We start from the raw sequence: 17,902 nt of genomic DNA on the forward strand, positions 1-17,902 counted from the left end.
ATAAATTTTATAGGTAATCTTGAATATTATCCTGTGTAATTGCAATAAATGGAGAAGTATAATTACCTCCTCCCTTATCTTGGGCCAGCTTGACAGCAATATCAATAAATTGCGGAGCAGCAGCAACTAAACCAGTTGTAATGGTTCCTCGATATATTTCTTTTTCTGCAATCGCCTTTAAAGCATCATTTGTTGCATCACATCCAAAAATACCCACTTTATCATTACCATAATTTGCAGCTTTAAAAGCTTCATAGACACCAAGACAACCAGCATCATTAATTCCTACAATAAGATTAAGTTTTTTTCCTGATTGAAGGAAATTTTCACCGGAGGTAACTCCCTTAGGGGTATATCCACCTTCCCCTTGGATTACAAATTGGACATTTGGACATAAGTCTTTCATAGCTGCCAAATAACCATTTTCTCTAATTTTTAAAAAATTATAACTTGGATAGTTGCAAGAAGCTGCTAATACTGTTTCTTTATCAGAAAAAGTTTTTTTGACCCAATTTGCTGCATTCTTACCTATTGCATAGCCCATTTGATAATTATCATACCCAAAATAAGCATCAGCGCCTTCAACATTCGTATCATAGGCAAAAAACTTGACTCCAGCCTTCTGAGCCTCCTTCATCACAGACTCCATAGCTGGTCCATCATTAACATGAACAATAATAGTATCAACTCCTGCAGAAATATAATTTTCACAAGCAGTAATCTTATCTCCTGTAGTGCTACAAGCTTTATAAACGAATTTGACACCAATTTTCTTTGCATAGTCTTGCATTGCTTTGACTTGCATAGCAAAAATCTCATCACTCAGTTCTGAACACACATATGCAATCGTTATGTCAGACATTTTTTTGTCAGTGGCAGTTGCTACAGATGTAGTAGCTTGTTCCTTCGTTCCTTGTGCAAATACATTTGAAGAAAACATCAAAGCAATTAAAACAAAGCAAAAAAGTTTTCTCATTTTTTTCTCCCTTATAAAATTAATCGATTACCTAAATAGAAAAATATAATTTTCACATTTTATAAAAAATGTTATAAAATATTACACTGAAATAAAAAAATAACTCTAAGTTTCAAACAAATCATTTCCATTCACTTTATCTGTTTTCATTTTGTGTGTAACAGAAGACAATCAGTTATTATAATAAATTTAATCGTTTGAAATTAAAATATCATGGATTTATGTAACTGTCAAGAAAATATTTACAACACTTTCTATCCTCATGAAATCACAAATTATATGCAGGTAAAAGCCCCATCTACAACCACATCACATCCGGTTGTATAAGACGATTCATCACTTGCCAGATATATAATGGCACTGACTAGCTCCTCAGGAGTTCCCAAACGATGTATAGGTATCTGTTGCTTCCAACTTTCCTTCCAGGCATCGCAGGCTCGTTGGGTAATTGCGGTACCAATATATCCAGGACTTATGCAATTTACCCTTACGCCCTTGTTAACCCATTCAACAGCCAAGGATTTCGTCAAGAGAATGACACCAGCTTTAGAAGCATTGTATGAACACTGGGGCTGAGGAAAATTGACAATATGTCCCGACATAGATGCAGTATTGATGATACTTCCTTTTCCCTGGGCAATCATAACCTTTCCTACTTCCTTACATGTAAGGAAAATGCTACTCAAATTAACATCAATTACTTTCTTCCATTGTGCATAGGACATATTCTCAGCATCTTCATTTATGCAGATACCTGCATTGTTATGGGCAATGTCAATCCTTCCCCATCTGCCCACGATCGCCTTGATCATGCCCTGGACCTGATCTTCCTTTGTTACATCACATTCTATAGCAAAGGAATCTACTCCTTTAGCTTTCACTTCTTCGGCAACCTGCCTGGCCGTATCCACAGCAAGATCCACTATGGCGACATCAGCACCTCTTTCTGCAAGACCGAGGGAAACGGCTCTGCCGATTCCTCCTGCCCCGCCTGTTACGTAAGCTTTCTTACCCGTCAAATCAAACATGTTGCTCATCTCCTTTATTTCCAACCAAAACCAACTTGGTATGAATTCTGTATTCAGATGTCAGGAATATTTCACCATTCATGCGTCTGAGCAAAGTCTTCGCAGCAACCGTTCCAAGAGCTTTCTCATCTTGCTTGACTGCCAGGAATGGCATCTGGACTCCAAACATCCAAAATGAAGCATCAAATGTTGCAAACAACAGGTCCCTGCCTGTAATCAAATGATTTCTATTAAAATAATTTATTGCAGTAAAGGCAAATATTTCATTACCTGAAAAAATTCCATCAACTCTTTTCTTCTGTAATACATAAGTCAATGACTCGTCCCAATCACCTCCCTGAAGCATTTCTCCGAATGTCTTCGGATGTTCAACACCAAAGATCTCACATTCGTGGTCAACTTCAAGCCCATTTTGTACAATGGCATCCTCAAATCCCTCGACCCGTTCCCGCATCGTGGCATCAAAACGGGGAGAAAGAAATGCAAGTTTCCTAGCTCCCAGCTCCACCAGTTTTTGCGTACCGAGAAAGGCCCCATTGTTGTTGGTAGACAGAACCGTATCCCGTCGGACTCCCTTTGGTTTCCTATCAAGAAACACACAGGGGATATCTTCCAATAGAGATGCAAGATCCTGCCATTGCTTGGCAACAGGAACAATGATGATACCTGCGAAGTTTTCTCTTACACAGTTCTGTATGTGCAGGGCCTCCTTTTCCTCTGATTCCTCACTGTTCATATAAAACAGGTGATATCCAGCCTGATTCAATACATTTACTATTGCATTTCCTATCTCAATATAAAAATAGTTTGAAAGATTCGAAACAAGGAACCCGACTATATTTGACCTGCCATTCCTGAGCTTTCGAGCGGTAGGATTGACTTGATAAGACAAGACATTGATTGCCTCCGCTACTTTTTTTTGCGTCCGGACACTCACGCCCGGGTTCCCGTTGATTACATGGGAAACCGTTGCCGTTGACACGCCGGCAAGACGGGCCACATCCTTCATCGATGCATCGGAACTACTGTTCATCAGAAAACAATCTGCACCTTGACGGCAGTCGATCCTTTTGCCGAAGCAAACTCATATGCTTCTATGCTTTTATCGAAAGGATACACAGCAGAAACAAGCGGCTTCACGTCAATATTCCCCGAAGCAACCAAATCAATGGCACGAGGATACTTATGTGCATACCTGAACACCGTCTCCATACGCAGTTCCTTAGCCTGCAAGCCCGTAATGCTGAATATGCCTTCCCCGGCTGCAGGAATGCCGACCAAAACCACACAGCCACCGGGACAGGCATACTGATGGATATCCCGATAAAGCAAATCGGTACCTGTTGCCTCAAATACAACATTTGCGCCCCAACCATCAGTAGCGGTATTGATGATCTGTGCCAAGTCCTCTCTTTTCGTATCTATAGGAATCAAGTTCTTATACCTGTTACAAATCTTCAGTTTTTCACTGTTGATATCAGCAACGAACACTTTGCTGCAACCACCGGCCAAAGCGGAAAGTGCAGTTACAATGCCAATAGTTCCGCAACCAAGTACAATCGCTATATCCCCAGGTCTTATGGCAGCCTTCGTTGCAGCCTGCAACCCGATTGCAAGCGGTTCAACCATAGCACCCTCAGCAAAGCTGACAGAATCAGGAAGTTTAAATGTAAAAGCTTCAGGGTGCACTACTTCTTCACAAAGGCAACCATCAATCGGGGGAGTTGCCCAAAAACGTACCGAAGGGTCCAGATTATACATCCCAAGGGATGTTTCCCTGCTGTGGGAATCAGGAATGCCAGGTTCCATGCACACGCGGTCCCCCACATGCAGATGTTCTACTCGTTTTCCTGTTGCGACGACAACACCAGAGGCTTCATGTCCCATTACCATAGGTTTCTTTACTACATAGTCCCCGATTGCGCCATGCAGATAGTAATGGATATCACTGCCACAGATACCGACATTTTTTATCTTGATTCTGACATCAAAATCGCCCATCTTTTCATAGAGACTGACGTCATCAATAGATAGAGTCTTTGCCTTATGCAATACAAGAGCTTTCACAGATACCTCCAAAAGAGTTGTTAATCGATTAATATTATACTACACCTTGCTTCTTAGTTTTGCAATGAATATTTCTTTATTTATTCATCCAGACTAATATCGAGTTTTATGCGTAGTCATGATTTTTGTTTTTTATACCATTCAGGTATCAAAAACATGCTATAATCGCAAACAAGACTTATTTATTTGATAGATATCAATCGATTAAATTTTCTTGATTTTCCGCTTTCCGGTGGTATAATTCATCAAGAAAAGTCTAAGGAAATATATATGCTTGTTACACTCAAAAAAATTCTTGCTGAAGTCCTATAAAACTTTCCAAAGCCATGAAAACAAAAAGAAATATGATGGATCAACATCGAGGAGATAACAACTATGTCAACCTACGTCCTTGCCCATGATCTCGGCACTTCGGGAAACAAAGCAACCTTATTTGATGACAAAGGCAGGCTTACTGATTCAGTAACAGATCATTACAAGCTAGTGTTTCTTCATCAGAATTGGGCAGAACAGCAGGCAGAGGACTGGTGGAATTCAGTCTGCAGGACAACAAAGAAACTACTGGAAGGCCATAATCCGTCGGGAATTGCTGCAGTTTCCTTCAGCGGGCAGATGCAAGGTTGTCTATGTGTGGACAAACAAGGACATCCCCTTCATCCGTCATTGATCTATTGTGACCAAAGAGCTACAGACCAGGCAGATATACTGATACGCAAGCTGTCACTGCCGTATATCTATCGCATCACAGGACATCGGGCAAGCGCTACCTACACCCTTGAAAAACTGATGTGGATCAGAGAACATGCTCCTGAAATCTATGCCAGTACACGTTATGTCCTGCAAGCAAAGGACTACATACTTTTTAAGCTCACCGGAAATTTCGTTACCGAAGGCAACGACGCCTCAGGGACAAATGCATTCGATCTGCAAAAATTTACATGGTCTGATGAAATTATCAAGGCATCAGGCATAGACAAAGACAAATTTCCTCGTGTAGCACATTCGAGTGATATCATTGGGGCAGTTACAAAAGAAGCAGCTGAAACAACCGGCCTCATGGAAGGAACTCCTGTAATAGCAGGTGCCGGTGACGGAGGATGTGCAACTTTAGGGGGAGGATCAATCAACCCAGGAGAAGTCTACAGCTATATAGGCTCCTCTGCATGGACCTCGGCAACTGCGACAAAACCTATTTCCGAGCCATCAATGAAGACTTTTACCTGGGCTCATCCGATTACGGGACTTTACCAGCTGTGTGGTACCATGCAGACAGCAGGCAACAGTTACCGTTGGTATATTGATGATATCCTGGAAGGATCGGACAATACAGATGCCTATGAACAGCTCAATAAGAAGATCCTGACTTCCACTGTCCCAGGAGCTGGCGGTTTGCTTTTCCTTCCTTACCTTCTCGGAGAAAGGACTCCTTGGTGGAACGAAAAAGCAAAGGGTTGTTTCATAGGCTTGTCCTTGCAAACAAAAAGAGAAGATATGGCAAGGGCAATACTGGAAGGCATTGCCATGAACCTGAACTACTCATACAAGGAATATGAGAAAATCCTGGATTTCAAAAGAGCAACCATCATCGGAGGAGGTGCCAGGAATACTTCCTTGATCCAAATCCTGTGTGATGTCATAGGGAAACCGATCGATGCACTGCAATACCTTGAAGAATCGACCAGCATGGGAGCTGCCCTGTTGGCAGGAGTCGGTTGCGGGCTTTACGAATCTTTTACACAGATACGGACAATGAATCCGATCAGCAGACATTACGAACCGATAGAAAACCACACAAAACTCTATGCTGAATTATCAAAGCTATTTGAACAGGCATATTTCGGCAACAAACAGCTTTTTGATGAAATCTACAGATTCAAGGAAGACTTTCCAGAATAGAGAAAAATCATAACACAGCTATGGGGTGATATTTTCTGAGTCAAAAAGACCGAGTATACCAGCAATTCTCCCAGAAAATTGAAATTAGAGAAAGTAATAAGTCTGTAACTATGACAAGGTGTGGACATAACTATTTTTCTTGCTTTAGAATATCTCAACTATATCTGTCATCATCAGGAGTCCACATGTCCTTTCTGTCCAACTTCGGCAAAAAAAATATTATATCAACCTTTCAGGAAGGATATTCTCCTTGGCCTTTTCTCATAACCACATTATGCTATGGACTGACGTTCGGCCTCACAAAAGGCATCATGGACAACTACCTGGCTGAGATAGCAAATGTCATGGAATTTGAACGTGGCGTCATCGAATTCTGCAGGGAATTGCCCGGTTTGTTCCTTATTTTCATTTTGGCTGCCATGTACCGAAACTCAGATAAAAAGAATTACCAGATTGCATTGGGCATTGCAATGATAGGACTAAGCGGCTTAGCTTTTGCACGTAGCAGCAAATGGATCATCGTTGTTTTCCTGGTCATCAACAGCCTGGGAGAACATATCGTCATGCAAGTGAGACAAAGTCTTTCCATTGAAATGGCGAAACCCGGCAAAAGCGGCAAATCACTGGGAATCATGACAGGGTTCCGTTCATTGGGACGAATTACAGGTTTCCTCTTGATTCCGGTCTTCTATCTTATCTTTGCTCGATTTTCGCTGGGGAGAAGTGACGCCAGAAGTTATAAGCTGATCTATCTGTTCGCACTTTGCATAACCATCATTGCATTTTTCCTTTCGACTAAGATCCCAGAAATAAAGGAAAAACAATCAAATGCACCCATTGCCAAGATTTACTTTAATAAAAAATTCGGAAAATATTATGTACTTTCTGTTTTCTACGGAGCACGAAAACAAGTTTTCCTGACTTTTGCACCTTATGTCCTCGTACTTCAATATGGTGCAAGCGCTTCCGTTATGTCCATGCTTTTTGCCATCACTGCCGGCATGTCCATCATATTCAGCCCTATCATTGGACGAATCATCGATCGAATCGGATATAGGACAGTCATGATTGCCGATACCCTCATTCTTATCATCGTATGCTTCTTTTACGGCTTTGCACATCGGCTATTCCCTGAACACATAGCTTTTTATGTTGTCTGTAGCAACTACGTATTCGATTCCATTCTTTCACTGTGCAGCATGGCAAGCTTGGTCTATATCAAAGACCTTGCAGACAACCAAAAGGAAGTCAGCCAGACCATTTCCTCAGGAATTTCCGTCAATCATCTCATCAGTATCATCATTGCCCTATGCGGTGGCCTGATCTGGGAAAAAGCCGGTATAGAGCTGTTGTTCTCACTTTCTGCTCTTCTTGGTTTGATAAACAGTATTGTTGCTGCTACCATACCCAAGACTAGGAAAGGCCTTTAACTGTCAACAAAGCGGCAAATAGGAAAATTCTCCAAATTGAACGGAAAATAATACCATTCATTCTGCTTGTTGTAAGCTTTTTTTCGGCTTATACTTATTGTAACTCGATAATGAAGGAGGAAGGGCAACGCCATCACAGATGCTTCGTTGTCTATCACTAATGGATCGTATACAGAAAGAACTCACGGAAGGCAAGACGGTACTTGGCATTGAATTTGGTTCTACGCGAATCAAAGCCATTCTCATAGATACAAAAAACGAACCGATTGCCCAAGGAAGCTTTGATTGGGAAAACTCCCTTATCGATGGAGTATGGACATACTCCTTGGAAGAAATAAGGCAGGGCCTTCAGACTTGCTATGGTAACCTGAAACAGGACGTCATGGACAAATATGAAGTAAAACTGACAAAGTTAAAGGCAATGGGTATCAGCGCCATGATGCATGGATACCTTGCTTTTGACAAAAATGGCAAGTTGCTCACTCCTTTCAGGACATGGAGAAATACATTCACCCATGAAGCTTCAAATGTCCTAGCTCAGTTGTTTGATTATCCTGTTCCCGAGCGATGGAGTATCTCCCATCTCTATTATTCAGTCATGAAGGACCAGCCTCATCTCAAATCCCTTGACTATATCTGTACCCTTGCAGGGTATGTGCACTGGCTGCTTACAGGTAAGAAAGTACTTGGAATCGGTGATGCATCCGGCATGTTTCCTATCAATGACAAGACAAGGGATTACGATCAGCAATTCATCGATAAATTCGAAGCACTCATCAAAGATAAGCAGTATGGTTGGAATCTGAGAAGTATTCTTCCCAAGGTATTGCTTGCAGGTGAAGATGCCGGAACCTTAAGTAAGGAAGGAGCAAAACTGCTCGATCCTTCCATGGAACTAGCAACCGGCATCCCGTTCTGCCCTCCTGAAGGCGATGCGGGGACAGGTATGGTGGCAACCAACAGCGTGGCACCGAAAACAGGCAATGTTTCCGCAGGTACTTCAGTATTTGCTATGGTAGTCTTGGAAAGACCACTTTCAAAGAGCTATCATAACCTGATCGACCTTGTAACGACTCCTGACGGTTCCCCTGTTGCCATGGCACATGCAAACAACTGCACAGGCGAATATGACAAATGGATAGGGCTTTTCAACGAAGTGCTTGAAGCCACTGGCAGACCGATCAAGAAAGGAGAGCTCTATGATATCCTCCTAGGCAAGGCATTGGAAGGTGACAATGACTGCGGAGGCCTGATACCCTTCAATTATCTTTCGGGAGAAACCATGGTAGGAGTAAAAAGCGGAAGACCGTTGTTTGTCCGCACCTCTTCATGCCATTTCAGTCTTCCGAATTTCATGAGAGCACAGTTGTTTACTTCTCTTGCCGCATTGCGAACTGGTATGGATATCCTATTTGAAAATGAACAGGTACAGGTCGATGCCATCAATGGGCATGGAGGATTCTTCAAGACAAAGGAAGTCGGTCAGAAAATAATGGCAGCAGCTCTGCATACCCCGATTTCCATTCTGGAAACAGCTGGGGAAGGCGGTGCCTGGGGTATTGCCCTTCTTGCATCCTATCTTGTAAACGGAAGCAATCAGAAACTGGAAGACTTCTTGAACAAACAGGTATTCCAGGACAGCAAGGCTTCAACACTTGAACCAGACAAAAAGGACATCGAAGGATTCAATGCTTTCATGACCAATTTCAGGAAAGCCTTGCCTATCGAAAGAATGGCCGGAGAACACATAGTCTAGTAAAATCGATTGGTTCTCTATTGCAAAAAGGCTGCAAAACCATGATGAGTGGTAACTGCAGCCTTTTCTTTCCTGCAAACATATCTTCAGAATTGAATCTGGACAAATCCTGAATCAGTAAGTTCGGTCAAAGTCGTAAAACCTATGCTCCTAAGAAGCATTTCCGCTTTTTCAAATCCAAAGACAAGGTCTTCCTTACGGTGAGCATCAGAAGAAAGGCAAATGGGAAAACCAAGTTCCTTGATACGCCGAAGCAAAAAGGCATCTGGATATGGCTGCGTCCTATAACCTCTGGAGATAGCCCCTGTATTCACTTCAAAGATCTTCCCGCAATCTCCGATTGCTTCCATTGCAGCAAGAGCTATGTCCTGATATTTCCTATCCTCATGGTCGAAGAGAGGTATTCCCTGTTCATCAAACTTTGTAATCAGATCGAAATGACCGACTATGTCAAAATCTGTTCGCTTGGCAAAATCCACAAATGTATCATAGTAAGCCCGGGCAAGCTGAAGCGGTCCCCCGAGCATGTCTATGCCTTCTTTCAGCAGTTTAGGGGTATCATCGATAGTAACCATGCCTGATATCGTCGGTAAGAAATGGATAGAACCGATGTGATAGTCTGCCTGGGGATAGAGGACCGGGTATACTGCATCGATTTCAAGTCCGGAAAAAACAGAAATTCTATCTTTGTATTTTTCCTTCAATGTCGAAAGTTCTGAAAAATATTGCTTCGTGGCTCCAAGTGACATACCACACGTATCATTCTTGAGCCCTGTATAGGCGTGTCCTGAGAATCCTATGGAACGGAATGAAAGTGACAAGGCTTGTCCAATCATTTCCTCAAGGCTATTCTTGCCATCACAGTATAGACTATGTGTATGCAGGTTGCTCCGGCTGATCATCTGAAGGTCCTCCTCATTCTGGTTCAGTGTACAGGACTACTATACAGAGAACTGCACAAGAGGACCATATCCTCCGAAAATTCCCTCATGACAGTCCTTGCTTATCTTTGGAATCAAAGCAGACTTTTCTTTGTCAGAGCAATAAGAAGCCATAAAAAAAATCAGGAGAGCTACGAGGAGCTCTCCCTAAAAGAATAACGCTAGCTATTCTTTGATCATCAATCTAATAATATTGTCACAAGCTTTAGTTGTCAATAGAAATTTAAAAAATAGAAATAGATGCTTTCTCATAATAAAAAGCTAGTATTTTTTTAAACAATTGGTATGCCTTACAGATATTCTCTTGTTTTGTAAATAGTTCCTTATGTTTTATACACCGATTATCCAAGAAAAACATCAAATAATAAAACTCATGATTCTTTACTTTCTTGCTCATAATAACAGAATCCATTCCTAAGATAATCATTGCCAAATCACGAAGTAAAAGGGATCTATTAAGTAAATTTTTTTCACCATCAGTCAAATACAAATTACTTAATTTTGAAAAAAGCTGTTTATTTTGATTTTTATCCCCGTTCTCAACATTTCTATTTGGTTCTTTAAACAAAGAAGGAAGAAGACAATTATTATGCGCACAAGCATTACGAATAATACGCACTGACCAAAAACAATTTTGTGTCCAAATAACATTAGCATTTTTTCGATGATGTTGTCGCTCATAGAATGAAAGGAAGTTTACATACTCACCAAACGTAAGCAATTCCATAAGTACCCAAACAGGCATATCTTCACTATATTTAAGTTTTAGGTCACAGCAATAATCTCGACGTTCACTTGCGTTTTTTTTATTTTTTTCTTTAATTTTAGGATTTGCTTCTAAAAAATCAGCAACAATCTGATAACCATCATCTTTGGAGTCTTCCGTACATTGATTCAAGAGATTTATTTTAGAAAAATGTTCTATTGAAATGGTAATGTTCAAAAGTAAGCGCCGAAGGTACCAATCAATTTTTGACAACTCAACCAATTGATCTATACAAAGATTTCTATATTTACCAATATCCTTTCCTGTAAGATTTTTTTCAAATAGTTTGGCATATGATTTAAGGTTAAAGAAATTAACTGACTTTGTTAAGTAGTTTTTAACATCTTCTTCACTATGAGGTGAAATATCAATGCCTTCGTTTTCCTCCATATAGTTCACTTGCTGTGAAAATGTCAGTTTAGTTTTTCGTCGTGATCCTGACACGTAGTTTTTTCCTCCTCAGACATCCAAATCTATAGTTAGAATACAAAACCAAAACTTAAAAAATGTATATATCTCAATAAATAACATTAAGTAATATCTTCTGTTTTGGGAATACATAAAAAATAAAAAGTCATGATTATTCAGCAAACCTGCAGCAGGCCTTGCCGGCAGCCTTGGCTTCATAAAGCGCAGCATCAGCCTGTCGGGTCAAATCTTCCTGAGTCATCCCAGGTTTCAGAAAACTGACACCGAAACTCGCACTGACAGACAACCCTCTGTATATCTCCTTGAACCGTTTCTGAATACTATCAATAAGAGCCTTCACCTGCAGTTTTCCTTCTGGCCGGCAAAGCAGAATGACAAATTCTTCCCCACCCCATCGAGCAAGATACCCGTCTGCAGGAACCAGTTCACTGAGAATCTGTGCATGGTGCACCAAGAGGGCATCACCATCAATGTGACCATGGGAATCATTGACAGACTTGAAATCATCCAAATCCATGATAACAAAGGCAATAGAGAAATCTATCGCATCAGCTGCAAACAATTCATTGAGTTTTGCCTGCAATCCCATGCGGTTATGTAGCCCTGTCAATTCATCGGTGCGGCTTAGGTGTGCATACATGGTCCGGCTGGTAACCAATGCTTCATTTGTCTTTGCTCGGACTGTTTCAATCAGCAGTCCTACAAAATAAGTACATGCATACGTCAGAGGAAAACGATGGAGAAAAGCATCGGTATATTCACATTTCAACAGGGATCTGCCAAATGACGTACAAAACAGGAAAAGCAATGTGATGAATTCTATTCCACAGAGAATCGTTCCATTCTTTGTACCAAGTGCATATAAACCACAGCAAGGAAGCAAGATAATCCAGACTGGAGAATATCCTTCTACTCCTCCTGTAATGATAAAGCTAGTCAAAAGCAAATATACGGCAATTGCAAACAGGAACTCATGCAATGCACGATGAGAAGGAAACTTGGCAGCAAAAAAAGCAATAGACAAACAGCAGATACCAAAGAAAAAAGTTTCTCTCATCAAAGCATACTGATGGACATACACATTGAAGAAACTCATGAACAGTGATATCAATCCAAACAGAAGAGGAAACAGGACAATCTGCATTTCCCTCCTGTATGTATCGTCCATCAGCTTCTCATTCAATCTGCCCAGGAATCTTTTCCCTACCATTTCTCATACTTCCTTGCCTACCATATCACATAATCAGCAGCTATACCAGAAAATCATATAGCAAGCAAATGGATTTTATGAAAACAGTCAAAAATACTCAGCCTTACAGGATATCAATCCTGTAAGACAGGCATATGGTTACCTTTAAACCATAACATTTCACCCAAGAAGCCACGGAGCAACTGCATTGAAGACATACCCGACAATGATGATACCTATGGTTGTAATGACTAGGAAAGCTCCGATAAGCCGGACTTTGATGACTTTCCGAAGTATGATCATCTCAGGCAGGGACAGAGCTGTCGTCGCCATCATGAATGCAAGGGCCGTACCTATGCCTACGCCTTTTGAAATCAAAGCCTCTGCAATCGGAATCGTTCCCAAGGCATTGGAATACAACGGTACTCCGCAGACGACAGCAACAAGCACAGCAAAAGGATTACCCGGTCCCGCATAATGAGAAAGCAATGAAGCCGGAGCCCAACCATGAATCAAAGCTCCCAAACCTATGCCGATAAGCAGGAAAAGCCAGACACGCCCTACGATATCCTTGAGGTTTGTCCAAGCAAAACCCAGCCTTTCCTTTTGGCTCCGTTCCGGAATCTGAGTTTTTCCGGCTTGGATTTCATAGACATAGGATTCCACTTCTTTTTCCATATGCAGCGCACCTATGAGCAAGCCACCGCAAATACCGACAATAACTCCTGTAACGACATATACGGTAGCAATCCGCCAACCAAAGGATGCAAGTAGGATTGCAAAAGCTGCTTCGTTGACAATCGGGGAAGTAATCAGGAATGAGAACGTTACCCCTAAAGGTATGCCTGCTTCAACAAATCCTATGAAAATAGGAACAGAAGAACAGGAACAGAAAGGTGTCACGATACCAAGCAATGAAGCTACGACATTGCCTCCTATGCCTCCGAAACGTTCCAATATCTTCTTGGTACGTTCCGGAGGAAAGTAACTTCTCAGATATGAAATCAGAAATACCATCAGAGACAAAAGGATTATTATCTTGATTGAATCATAAAAAAAGAAATGTATGCTGCTGCCAAGCCGGGTTGTCATGGAAATGCCGAAGACATTTTCAACCAGCAACCTGACAAGACTGTCAAGCCAAGTGAACATATAAGCTCCTACTTAGTATTGATCCAAGACAAAGGATCAGATTTGATACTGATTGATTCCAACGGAAACCACCCTCACCGCAAAACAGCAGTTTCCATAATATTTATCAATCATATAAAAATTTAAACAAAGTTCGATGGGTATCAAGCTACACTGGAGGGGGAAACATCCAGTCAATAGCCCGATACCCGATAAAACTACTTCTGTAATACCAACTTTTTGATTTCTGCAGGGGAAAGGACTTTCCCTGATGACACGACTTTTCCATCTATTGCAAGGGCAGGTGTACTCATCACTCCCATCTGCATGATCTTTCCGATATCGGTCAGATGACCTACTTCATAACCAGTACCTTCCAAGGCTACCTTGGCATTGCTTTCCATCTTCTGGCATTTGGGGCAGCCAGATCCCAGAACTTGGACAAGCCCCTTTTTTTCTCCGTTTTCAGTGGCCTTTTCTTCAGAAATATTCATGTTACACTCCTCATATCAAAAATTTTTGATATATAAAAATAAAAAATTTTCCTTCAGCACTTCTGCACTGACTGATCTTCCTTCGTCACCAGCAATTGCATCAGCATATCGACAGCACAATCCCTTCCTTTTTCAGACAAACTGTAATGACTCCATTTGCCATCCTGCCGGCAACAGACCAGACCGGCATCACTCAGGACCTTCAGATGATAGGACAAGCCTGATTGTCCAAGATCACAATACTGCTGCAACCGGCAGACACAGGTTTCTCCCTTCTGCAAGAGCTTAAGTATATGAATCCTTCTCTTATCAGACAAAGCCTTGAATACTGCAGCAATTTCCTCATCCGAATACACGCTGACACCTCATATCAATATATTTTGATTTGACATATTCATCCTAGTAATATTGCCAAACTTCGTCAATAGATTCAGAAAATAAAACTCATTGGATTTTATTATTTTTTCTGTCAAGAAATCAAAAAATATTGTTCAAGCAAAGAAATAAGGAAAGATTTTTAAAGAAACTAGGATGATTATTCAATATCAGGCAGCTAAGAAGCCTTCTAGAATAAAGACGTATTGATGATAATCAATACAAGACAAAAGGAGCACAACATGAAAAAACAGTTGGTTATGGGTATTGCAGTATTGGCAATTGCAACAGGCGTTACTTTTGCAAATGGCCAAGGAGAAACCACTGCTGCAAGTACAAAGACAAAGCAGGAAATCACCTTCTGGAACATAGCAACGGAGAATCCAGACAAGATGATCATGGACTACACTGTTGACAAGTACAACAAAAGGACAGATACAGACTATACCGTCAAGGAAGTACCTACCCAAAATGATTCTTATAAAGAGAAAATCATCATTGCCATGAGCTCCGGCCAATGTCCTGACATGTATACCTCATGGTCTGGTGGACCAATGAACGAATACATTGAATCCGGCTTTGCACAGCCTCTTGATGATTTGGTCAAAAACAGCGACCTCCCTGACAAGTTGATGCCGGCAGCTTTGGCACAAGCATCCTATAATGGACATATCTATGCCATTCCAGTACTCAACGTAGCTCTTTCCGGTATTTTCTATAACAAGGAAATCTTTGCAAAATATAATCTCCAGGTACCAAAAACCATCGGTGAATTGGAAAAGGACTGTGATGTGCTGGTTGCACATGGCATCATTCCATTCGCATTGGCAAACAAGACAAAATGGACAGGTTCCATGTATTTCATGAACCTTGCTGCACGAAAAGGCGGACTTGAGCCCTTCCGTAAGGCAGTAGCAGGAACAGGCACCTTTGAAGATGAATGTTTTATCTATGCAGGACAGAAAATCCAGGAATGGGTCAAGAAAGGCTATTTCCCTGAAGGCGTCAACTCCCTTAATGAAGATGACGGACAAGCAAGACAGCTGATGTATCAGAACAAAGCAGCCATGACCTGCAATGGTTCATGGTACACAGGAAACTTCCAGACCGACAGCAAGGAATTCTATAAGAAAATAGGTTGGTTTGCCTTCCCTGCCCTCGAAGGTTCTTCTGCCGATGCTTCAATCCAGATCGGTACTATCGGCGACCAGTTCATTTCCTTCAACTGCACAGGCGACAAGCTGAAGGCAGCATTCGACTGCATTTCTCATTATGCAGATGAAGATTCCATCAAGCTGATGGTAGAAAACGGAAAGATTCCACCGGTAAAGGATGTTTCACAGTACCTGACCGATCCTGTCACGAAGAGTATTCTTGCTGCTGCAAGCAAAGCATCTTCCGTACAGCTCTGGTATGACCAATATCTGCCTCCTGCAGTTGCCCAGACACATCTCAACACCTGTCAGGAACTCTTTGGCCTGACGATGACACCACAGGAAGCTGCAGCCAAGTTTGAAGCTTCGATGAAGGAATATCTAGCTTCAAAATGATATGAACTGAAGCATACAACAGCTGCTGTCCCATCAAACGGCAGCTGTTTTTTTCAAAAGGAGAAAGCCATGAAACATCACGCAGAATCATTGCGCCGATGGCAAGACAAGTCAGCAAACCAAGCAGCTTTCGTTTTCCTTCTCCCTGTCATGCTGGTCCTGATTATCTTTATCTTCTACCCGATAATCGACACATTCAAGATCAGCGGATACAAATGGAACGGTATATCTGCTTCAAAACAGTCAATTGGTTTTGCAAACTGGATAGAACTGCTGACAGACAATCATTTCTGGGTTGCCTTCCTCAACAACATCAAGATCATGATCCTTTCCATACTCATACAAATCCCGTTGGGCACCGCCCTTGCTACATTCGTTGAGTTCGGAGGGAAAAAAACGACTTTGTTCAAGGTAGTCTGGTTTATCCCGATGCTGATGTCCTCTGTGGCCATCGGGTTCCTGTTTACCTATGTACTGGCTACCAACGGAGGATTGATCAGCAGCATATCGAATCTGCTGGGAGGTCCGAACATCGATCTGCTAGGCAATCCAAAGACTGTACTCTATACAGTCATTGCAATCATTTGCTGGCAGTTTACTCCGTTTTATATGGTCTACATCATGGCCGCTTTCACCAATATTCCTGTAGAAATATTCGAAGCCTCATTGATAGATGGTGCCACCAGAGGTCAGTATTTCTGGAGAATTGCCTTGCCATTGCTCAAACCAGCCCTGTCTACAGGAGCAATCATGTCCATAGTAGGTTCACTCAAGTACTTCGACCTCGTGTATGTCATGACAGGCGGAGGTCCAGGAACTGCTTCCGAACTGATGGCAACCTATATGTATAAACTGACTTTCAAGACCTTTGAGATGGGCTATGGTTCGACCGTAGCAGGCGGCATGTTCATCTTAATCTCCGTACTTGCAGTACTTACATTCAAAATCCTACGACACTACCAGGAGGATGTATAAATGACAACATCAAGCAAAAAAAGCCATTTATATTGGGCCATTGCAATAATTCTGGCCATTTTCTATTTCATTCTGTCCCTTATGCCTTTCATCTATATGGTACTCAATTCTTTCAAAGGCAAATTCGAGATGCTTGTAAACGGTGTCTTTTCCATGCCGGAAAGTCTGGATTTTTCAAATTATGTCACTGTATTGTCCGGAGGTTTCTTCAGATATTTCTTCAACAGCGTCATCGTCCTTGCATTGACCTTGGTCATCCTGCTTTTCATCACAGCCTGCGCTTCCTATCCTCTTTCACGATTCAAATTCAAGTTGTCAGGTCAGATTTATGCGTTGATCATAGCCTGCATGTCCATACCGATCCATATTACCCTGATTCCAATCTTCAAGATGGCCAATGCAACAGGTATATATGACACCATCTGGTCATTGATCGGCCCTTATGTAGCTTTCGGCGTTCCTATCTCCGTATTCATACTGACCAGCTTCATGTGCTGCATACCGAAGGAAATCGAAGAATCTGCAGAAATAGACGGCTGCAGCAAATACGGGATTTTCTTCCGGATAATCCTACCTCTTTCGACCCCAGGGCTCTCCACACTGGCAATCTACAATGGTGTCAATGTGTGGAACGAATTCGCTTTTGCCTATACGCTGACCCAGTCAAAGGAAAACAGGACGCTGCCTTTGGCAGTATGGGAGTTCCAAGGACAGTATTCCATGGATATTCCCATGATCATGACAGTCCTTACGCTGACTATACTGCCGATGATCATTCTCTTCATTTTTTTCCAAGATAAGTTGGTCAAGGGAATTACAGCAGGAGCAATAAAGGGATGATGCATGTTTGACAAAAGTTTTCCCTGTCCTACATACAGAATCGGAACTTTCTTCATTGG

16 protein-coding genes are annotated in these 17,902 nt (G+C 41.7%); 6 read left to right on the forward strand and 10 right to left on the reverse strand.

Annotated elements, in window-relative coordinates:
- Nucleotides 1–7: 7 nt before the first annotated feature.
- The 4 genes from LKE40_08110 to LKE40_08125 form a co-directional block, all read right to left on the reverse strand.
- On the reverse strand, nt 8–976 hold the full coding sequence (locus LKE40_08110) for a sugar ABC transporter substrate-binding protein (GenBank protein MCH3917412.1): 969 nt from the start codon (nt 974–976) through the stop codon (nt 8–10).
- Between the two features lie 275 nt (nt 977–1,251).
- A complete protein-coding gene (locus LKE40_08115) occupies nt 1,252–2,004 on the reverse strand; it encodes an SDR family oxidoreductase (GenBank protein ID MCH3917413.1) in 753 nt (250 codons plus the stop codon).
- A complete protein-coding gene (locus LKE40_08120; GenBank protein ID MCH3917414.1) occupies nt 1,997–3,037 on the reverse strand; it encodes a LacI family transcriptional regulator in 1,041 nt (346 codons plus the stop codon). The genes LKE40_08115 and LKE40_08120 overlap by 8 nt, the downstream gene beginning before the upstream one ends.
- A complete protein-coding gene (locus LKE40_08125) occupies nt 3,037–4,071 on the reverse strand; it encodes an NAD(P)-dependent alcohol dehydrogenase (GenBank protein ID MCH3917415.1) in 1,035 nt (344 codons plus the stop codon). Before LKE40_08125 ends, LKE40_08120 begins: the two co-directional genes overlap by 1 nt.
- Before the next feature lie 375 nt (nt 4,072–4,446).
- Here LKE40_08125 and LKE40_08130 point away from each other — a divergent pair, with 375 nt between their 5' ends.
- The 3 genes from LKE40_08130 to LKE40_08140 all read left to right on the forward strand — a co-directional run bounded on the left by LKE40_08130 (nt 4,447) and on the right by LKE40_08140 (nt 9,153).
- Complete coding sequence (locus tag LKE40_08130; protein MCH3917416.1) at nt 4,447–5,967, forward strand: FGGY-family carbohydrate kinase; 1,521 nt, start codon at nt 4,447–4,449, stop codon at nt 5,965–5,967.
- Between the two features lie 185 nt (nt 5,968–6,152).
- A complete protein-coding gene (locus LKE40_08135) occupies nt 6,153–7,397 on the forward strand; it encodes an MFS transporter (GenBank protein MCH3917417.1) in 1,245 nt (414 codons plus the stop codon).
- A gap of 160 nt (nt 7,398–7,557) precedes the next feature.
- Nucleotides 7,558–9,153, forward strand: coding sequence for an ATPase (locus tag LKE40_08140; GenBank protein ID MCH3917418.1), 1,596 nt, complete (start codon nt 7,558–7,560; stop codon nt 9,151–9,153).
- 86 nt (nt 9,154–9,239) lie between these two features.
- On the opposite strand, the gene LKE40_08145 is transcribed toward LKE40_08140, so the two are convergent.
- From LKE40_08145 to LKE40_08170, 6 genes are all read right to left on the reverse strand, one after another.
- On the reverse strand, nt 9,240–10,055 hold the full coding sequence (locus LKE40_08145) for a histidinol-phosphatase (protein MCH3917419.1): 816 nt from the start codon (nt 10,053–10,055) through the stop codon (nt 9,240–9,242).
- 262 nt (nt 10,056–10,317) lie between these two features.
- Nucleotides 10,318–11,304 (reverse strand): Abi family protein, encoded by a 987-nt coding sequence (locus LKE40_08150; protein MCH3917420.1) that lies wholly within the window; start codon nt 11,302–11,304, stop codon nt 10,318–10,320.
- A 136-nt stretch (nt 11,305–11,440) separates the two neighbouring features.
- Nucleotides 11,441–12,499, reverse strand: coding sequence for a GGDEF domain-containing protein (locus LKE40_08155; protein ID MCH3917421.1), 1,059 nt, complete (start codon nt 12,497–12,499; stop codon nt 11,441–11,443).
- 159 nt (nt 12,500–12,658) lie between these two features.
- Nucleotides 12,659–13,630, reverse strand: coding sequence for a permease (locus LKE40_08160; protein ID MCH3917422.1), 972 nt, complete (start codon nt 13,628–13,630; stop codon nt 12,659–12,661).
- 197 nt (nt 13,631–13,827) lie between these two features.
- On the reverse strand, nt 13,828–14,103 hold the full coding sequence (locus LKE40_08165; GenBank protein MCH3917423.1) for a thioredoxin family protein: 276 nt from the start codon (nt 14,101–14,103) through the stop codon (nt 13,828–13,830).
- A gap of 53 nt (nt 14,104–14,156) precedes the next feature.
- Complete coding sequence (locus LKE40_08170; GenBank protein MCH3917424.1) at nt 14,157–14,459, reverse strand: metalloregulator ArsR/SmtB family transcription factor; 303 nt, start codon at nt 14,457–14,459, stop codon at nt 14,157–14,159.
- 261 nt (nt 14,460–14,720) lie between these two features.
- Between LKE40_08170 and LKE40_08175 the strand changes: the two genes are divergently transcribed.
- The 3 genes from LKE40_08175 (at nt 14,721) to LKE40_08185 (ending at nt 17,843) form a co-directional block, all read left to right on the forward strand.
- Entirely contained in the window at nt 14,721–16,028 is a 1,308-nt protein-coding gene (locus LKE40_08175) for an extracellular solute-binding protein (GenBank protein ID MCH3917425.1), read from the forward strand.
- A gap of 69 nt (nt 16,029–16,097) precedes the next feature.
- Nucleotides 16,098–17,003, forward strand: coding sequence for a sugar ABC transporter permease (locus LKE40_08180; protein MCH3917426.1), 906 nt, complete (start codon nt 16,098–16,100; stop codon nt 17,001–17,003).
- Nucleotides 17,004–17,843, forward strand: coding sequence for a carbohydrate ABC transporter permease (locus LKE40_08185; protein MCH3917427.1), 840 nt, complete (start codon nt 17,004–17,006; stop codon nt 17,841–17,843).
- Nucleotides 17,844–17,902 lie beyond the last annotated feature (59 nt).

The organism is Spirochaetia bacterium (genome assembly GCA_022482625.1).
In the GTDB taxonomy this organism is placed as follows: domain Bacteria; phylum Spirochaetota; class Spirochaetia; order Sphaerochaetales; family Sphaerochaetaceae; genus Pleomorphochaeta.

What these genes read in the sequence shown, in the direction of transcription:
- LKE40_08155 (MCH3917421.1), bottom strand. Translation starts at nt 12,499, where the DNA reads ATGGTAGGGAAAAGATTCCTGGGCAGATTGAATGAGAAGCTGATGGAC.
- LKE40_08180 (MCH3917426.1), top strand. Translation starts at nt 16,098, where the DNA reads ATGAAACATCACGCAGAATCATTGCGCCGATGGCAAGACAAGTCAGCA.
- LKE40_08185 (MCH3917427.1), top strand. Translation starts at nt 17,004, where the DNA reads ATGACAACATCAAGCAAAAAAAGCCATTTATATTGGGCCATTGCAATA.
- LKE40_08140 (MCH3917418.1), top strand. Translation starts at nt 7,558, where the DNA reads ATGGATCGTATACAGAAAGAACTCACGGAAGGCAAGACGGTACTTGGC.
- LKE40_08160 (MCH3917422.1), bottom strand. Translation starts at nt 13,630, where the DNA reads ATGTTCACTTGGCTTGACAGTCTTGTCAGGTTGCTGGTTGAAAATGTC.
- LKE40_08110 (MCH3917412.1), bottom strand. Translation starts at nt 976, where the DNA reads ATGAGAAAACTTTTTTGCTTTGTTTTAATTGCTTTGATGTTTTCTTCA.
- LKE40_08120 (MCH3917414.1), bottom strand. Translation starts at nt 3,037, where the DNA reads ATGAACAGTAGTTCCGATGCATCGATGAAGGATGTGGCCCGTCTTGCC.
- LKE40_08175 (MCH3917425.1), top strand. Translation starts at nt 14,721, where the DNA reads ATGAAAAAACAGTTGGTTATGGGTATTGCAGTATTGGCAATTGCAACA.
- LKE40_08135 (MCH3917417.1), top strand. Translation starts at nt 6,153, where the DNA reads ATGTCCTTTCTGTCCAACTTCGGCAAAAAAAATATTATATCAACCTTT.
- LKE40_08165 (MCH3917423.1), bottom strand. Translation starts at nt 14,103, where the DNA reads ATGAATATTTCTGAAGAAAAGGCCACTGAAAACGGAGAAAAAAAGGGG.
- LKE40_08145 (MCH3917419.1), bottom strand. Translation starts at nt 10,055, where the DNA reads ATGATCAGCCGGAGCAACCTGCATACACATAGTCTATACTGTGATGGC.
- LKE40_08130 (MCH3917416.1), top strand. Translation starts at nt 4,447, where the DNA reads ATGTCAACCTACGTCCTTGCCCATGATCTCGGCACTTCGGGAAACAAA.
- LKE40_08115 (MCH3917413.1), bottom strand. Translation starts at nt 2,004, where the DNA reads ATGTTTGATTTGACGGGTAAGAAAGCTTACGTAACAGGCGGGGCAGGA.